The 4617-nt window shown below is 71.4% G+C and carries 4 protein-coding genes; all 4 read left to right on the top strand.

Annotated elements, in window-relative coordinates:
* Window positions 1-899 precede the first annotated feature (899 nt).
* Entirely contained in the window at window positions 900-2072 is a 1173-nt protein-coding gene (gene sucC / locus NBX02_RS19530; RefSeq protein WP_250287268.1) for an ADP-forming succinate--CoA ligase subunit beta, read from the top strand.
* A gap of 24 nt (window positions 2073-2096) precedes the next feature.
* A complete protein-coding gene (sucD, locus tag NBX02_RS19525) occupies window positions 2097-2972 on the top strand; it encodes a succinate--CoA ligase subunit alpha (RefSeq protein WP_250287266.1) in 876 nt (291 codons plus the stop codon).
* A gap of 305 nt (window positions 2973-3277) precedes the next feature.
* Window positions 3278-4006: a hypothetical protein gene (locus NBX02_RS19520; protein ID WP_250287264.1), complete on the top strand. Its 729-nt coding sequence runs from the start codon at window positions 3278-3280 to the stop codon at window positions 4004-4006.
* Between the two features lie 167 nt (window positions 4007-4173).
* A partial coding sequence (locus NBX02_RS19515; protein WP_250292511.1) for a helix-turn-helix domain-containing protein occupies window positions 4174-4617 on the top strand: 444 nt, incomplete at its 3' end.

Here is a 4617-nt window from a genome sequence, read left to right as displayed (position 1 = left end):
GGCCGGTTGCCTGCCGAGGGCCGGTCGCCGGTCGCGGGCAGGCGGACGGCCCGGGACGGAAGGCCGCTCGGGCGCACGGGCCGCGACCGGGCTCCGCCCGGCCGGCCGGGCGGCGTACGTCGGCGCCGAGGTCCGCATAGGTGCGTGGATCCACCTGGGCCGGGAGTTCGAGAGATCGTTCACAGGGCGGGCCCGAGGGTCCCCATGGGTGCGCGAGGCCCCAGGGGTGTGGGCCCCGGCGGCCGGGCAGGCATCCGGGACGCCACGAGGCTGGCCCGTCGTCGTGTCCGTCCCAGCCGGGCCGGGCGAGGCGCCGGCACGTCGTACCAGCCGTGCCCGCCGGCTCCGTCGGCCGGCCCCGTCCAGCAGTTCCGTCCAGCAGTTCCGCCGACTGGCCGTATCCGCCGGCCGTGTTCTCGTCACCGGTCCGCCGGGCATGCGCAGATGCGGGCATGTGGGCATGTGGAGATGGTTGTGACCGTTGTTTGTCCGCCGCCGTCCATCCGCCGTTGTTGTGACATCGGGTGTCACAGGTGCCGGTAGTTGTTCCGCCGTTCCGGCCCGGCCGGCGGTGTACGGCTTGTGGCCGGATCCGGGTGTGCAGTGAGCGAGGTAACGCGGCCGTCGCCGTAGCGGGCGCCGAGATCGTGCCGGGTTCGATCGGAATAGTGGGTATTGCGATCACTGTGATCGCGGTGTCGACCACCACAAAAGCAGGCGTCCGGCACCGGATCCGGGTGATGATGGTGGCTGGCTCCGGGCATACGAGACCGGCCGCCGCGGCAGGAGCAGTCTCCACCGGGACGGGCGTCTTCAGTAGGCTCGGGCCGGCTTCCCTTTTCTTCGAACTTACGAACGTTCGGCCCTGACCACCGATCTCATATCCGACTGGACGGACTGTGGATCTCTTCGAGTATCAGGCGAAGAAGCTGTTCGCCGACCACGGCGTGCCTGTGCCCAGCGGCAAGGTCGCCACGACCCCCGACGAGGCACGCGGCATCGCAACTGATCTTGGTGGGCGTGTCGTCGTCAAAGCGCAGGTCAAGACCGGCGGCCGCGGCAAGGCCGGTGGCGTGAAGGTCGCCGACGGCCCGGACGACGCCACCGCCAAGGCATCGGCAATCCTCGGGATGGACATCAAGGGCCACACGGTCCACGCGGTCCTCGTGGAGCAGGCGAGCGACATCGCCGAGGAGTACTACGCCTCCTTCCTGCTCGACCGGGCGAACCGGACCTTCCTCGCCATGTGCTCCCGCGAGGGCGGGGTGGAGATCGAGGAGGTCGCCGCGACCAAGCCGGAGGCGCTCGCCCGCATCCCGATCGACCCGCTGGTCGGGGTCGACGCCACCGTCGCCCGCCAGATCGCGGTGGCGGCGAAGCTGCCGGAGGCCGCCCTCGACGGTGCCACCGAGCTGCTGGTGAAGCTGTGGGAGGTCTTCGTCCGCGCCGACGCCACCCTGGTGGAGGTCAACCCGCTGATCCTCACCGGCGACGGCCGCGTGGTCGCGCTGGACGGCAAGGTCAGCCTGGACGAGAACGCCTCCTTCCGCCACCCCGGCCACGCCGCGTTCGTGGACGTAGCCGCGGTGGACCCGCTGGAGCAGCGGGCCAAGGAGAAGGACCTCAACTACGTCAAGCTCTCCGGGCAGGTCGGCATCATCGGTAATGGTGCCGGTCTGGTCATGTCGACCCTCGACGTGGTGACATACGCCGGTGAGGAGTTCGGCGGGCAGCGCCCGGCCAACTTCCTCGACATCGGCGGCGGGGCGTCCGCGGAGGTGATGGCGGACGGTCTGTCGATCATTCTGAGCGACCCGGCGGTCAAGAGCGTGTTCGTGAACATCTTCGGCGGGATCACCGCCTGTGACGCCGTGGCCAACGGCATCGTGCAGGCGCTGAAGATCGTCGGTGACATCACCACCCCGCTGGTCGTGCGGCTCGACGGCAACAACGCCGAGGAGGGCCGGCGGATCCTCCGCGAGGCCAACCTCGACGTGGTCAAGCCGGTGGACACCATGGACGGCGCGGCGCGGCTCGCCGCCGAGCTCGCCGCGGCCGCGGCCGCGGCCTGAGCGGACGGGAAGAGGCTTCCGACAATGGCAATCTGGCTGGACGAGACGTCCAAGATCCTGGTTCAGGGCATCACCGGCTCCGAGGGGCGCAAGCACACCGCCCGGATGCTGCGCGCCGGCTCGAAGATCGTCGGCGGCACCAACCCGAAGAAGGCGGGCACCGAGGTCGAGGGTGTGCCGGTCTTCGCGACGGTGGCCGAGACGATCGAGAAGACCGGCGCCAACGTCTCTGTGGTGTACGTCCCGCCGGCCGGGACCAAGGCGGCCGCCATCGAGGCGATCGACGCGGGCATCCCGCTCGTGGTGGTCATCACCGAGGGCGTGCCGGTACACGACACCACCGAGTTCTGGGCGTACGCGAAGTCCAAGGGCAACGGCACGCGGATCATCGGGCCGAACTGCCCGGGCATCATCAGCCCGGGCCGGTCGAACGCGGGCATCATCCCGGCCGACATCACCCCGCAGGGCCGCATCGGCCTGGTCAGCAAGAGCGGCACCCTGACCTACCAGATGATGTACGAGCTGCGTGACTTCGGCTTCTCCACCGCTGTGGGCATCGGCGGTGACCCGGTCATCGGCACCACCCACATCGACGCGCTCGCCGCGTTCGAGGCCGACCCCGACACCGACGCGATCGTGATGATCGGTGAGATCGGTGGTGACGCCGAGGAGCGGGCCGCCGCCTACATCGAGGAGCACGTCACCAAGCCGGTCGTCGGCTACGTCGCGGGCTTCACCGCGCCGGAGGGCAAGACGATGGGCCACGCCGGGGCGATCGTGTCCGGGTCGTCCGGGACGGCGCTCGCCAAGAAGGAGGCCCTGGAGAAGGCCGGGGTGCGGGTCGGCAAGACCCCGTCCGAGACCGCCCGGCTCATGGCCGACGTCGTGCGCTCCCTGTAGCCGCTCGCGGAACCCGCCCCGCGCGGGATCCCGTCCCCACCGGCTGTCGTTTCCGGCGCCGCATGACGGCGGGCCCGTCGCGGTGGCACCGTTTCCGGACCGGGTGTGGCGAGTCGTTTCCGACGGTCGGCCACGCCCGGTTGTTTTTTGTGTACCCCGTGCGTTGCCGGTGGCGGGCGGCCCGGTGCCGTGGACGTTTCCAGGGTCCTTTCCCGGACATGATCGTGTCGTTCCGGCGGACAGGAGCTACGGTGTCAGGGATGAGTCCGTCAGGTCACCGCTGATCGCTGAAGTGGGGTCGTCCCGTGACACGTGTAGCCGGCCGAGACATACCGAACAACGACCTTGGCGTCCTGGTTGCCGGCGTCGTCCTGTTCATCGCGTCGTTATTCAACTGGTTCTCCGTCAGGGTGTTCAGCGGGGCCAGCAGCGGGGAGAACGCGTGGGGCGTCGGTTTCCTCGCCTATGGTGGTGTCGAACTCGGGCTGCTCGCCGCCGCGCTGGTGGCGGTGCGGCTCTTCACCCGCGTCCAGCTGCCGGCGGTCGGCGTTGACTGGGCTCTGATCCTCGCGGGTGTCGCGGGCCTCGGCACGGTCCTGATCTTCTTCAAGCTGGCGCTGGGATACCACGAGACCGACCGGGCGTTCGGGCTGTGGCTCGGGTTCGTCGCGTCCATCGCCATCACGGTCTTCACCGTCCTGACCGCTGTCGCCGGCGGGCACACGCTGCCACGCGGCGGCCACCGGGACCGCCCGCCGAACCCGATACCTCCCGCCCCCGGGTACGACGCGTACGGCCAGCCCCTCTCGGGCGGGTACGGCCAGCCGGGCTCCTACGGCCAGCCACCCCAGGCCGGTGGGTACGGGCAGCCGGGCGGCTACGGCCAGCCGCCGCAGGCCGGCTACGGTCAGCCGCCGCAGGCCGGTGGGCACGGGCAGCAGGCCTACGGCGGCTACGGCCAGCCGGGCTCCTACGGCGGCCAGCCCCCGCAGCCCGGCGAGGGCCAGCCGCCCCACGGCCAGCCCGGCCGGTAGGGCCCACCCGGGCTTGGCTTCCCGCGCCCGGCCGGCACGGCCTGGCCGGGCACGGGCCCTCCTGGCGGATGCCCGGCCCCACAGCCGGGCCGACTCCCCGTCACGTCCGGAAATGTCCGACCCCTCCTCTATGATTCGAACATATGTTCGCCAACGGGGAGGTCGTCATGGCTGTCAGCACCGCGCGGCTGCGGGCCGAGTCCAGGCGTCTGCGAGCGCTCGGGTGGTCCTACCGGCGGATCGCCCTGGAATGGCAGCGCCGGTACCGGCTCAACGCCCGGGTCGCCTTCCGGCTCGCCCACGGCTGGACGCAGGAGGAGGCGGCCCGGCGCTGGAACGCCCGCTGGCCCGGCGACGACGCGCCGAAGACGGGCAAGTCCTTCTCCTACTGGGAGGTCTGGCCCGCCCGCGGCGGCCGGGCCCCGTCGACCCGGACGCTCCACCGGCTGGCCGAGCTGTACCTGTGCCGTCCTGGCGACCTTCTCGACGGGGACGACTTCGGCCGTCTCGACACGGGCCGCGACGAGGTCCCGCGAGGCCGCGGGACCGTGTGCGGGCCCGCGGCCGCCCCGGCGCGCCCCGGCCGGCTGGTCCCCGTCCCGCGCGAACAC

Source organism: Protofrankia sp. CiP1_Cm_nod1, assembly GCF_920888515.1.
In the GTDB taxonomy this organism is placed as follows: domain Bacteria; phylum Actinomycetota; class Actinomycetes; order Frankiales; family Frankiaceae; genus Protofrankia.
This window is presented reverse-complemented; position numbering and strand designations above follow the sequence as displayed.

What these genes read in the sequence shown, in the direction of transcription:
- sucD (WP_250287266.1), top strand. Translation starts at nt 2,097, where the DNA reads ATGGCAATCTGGCTGGACGAGACGTCCAAGATCCTGGTTCAGGGCATC.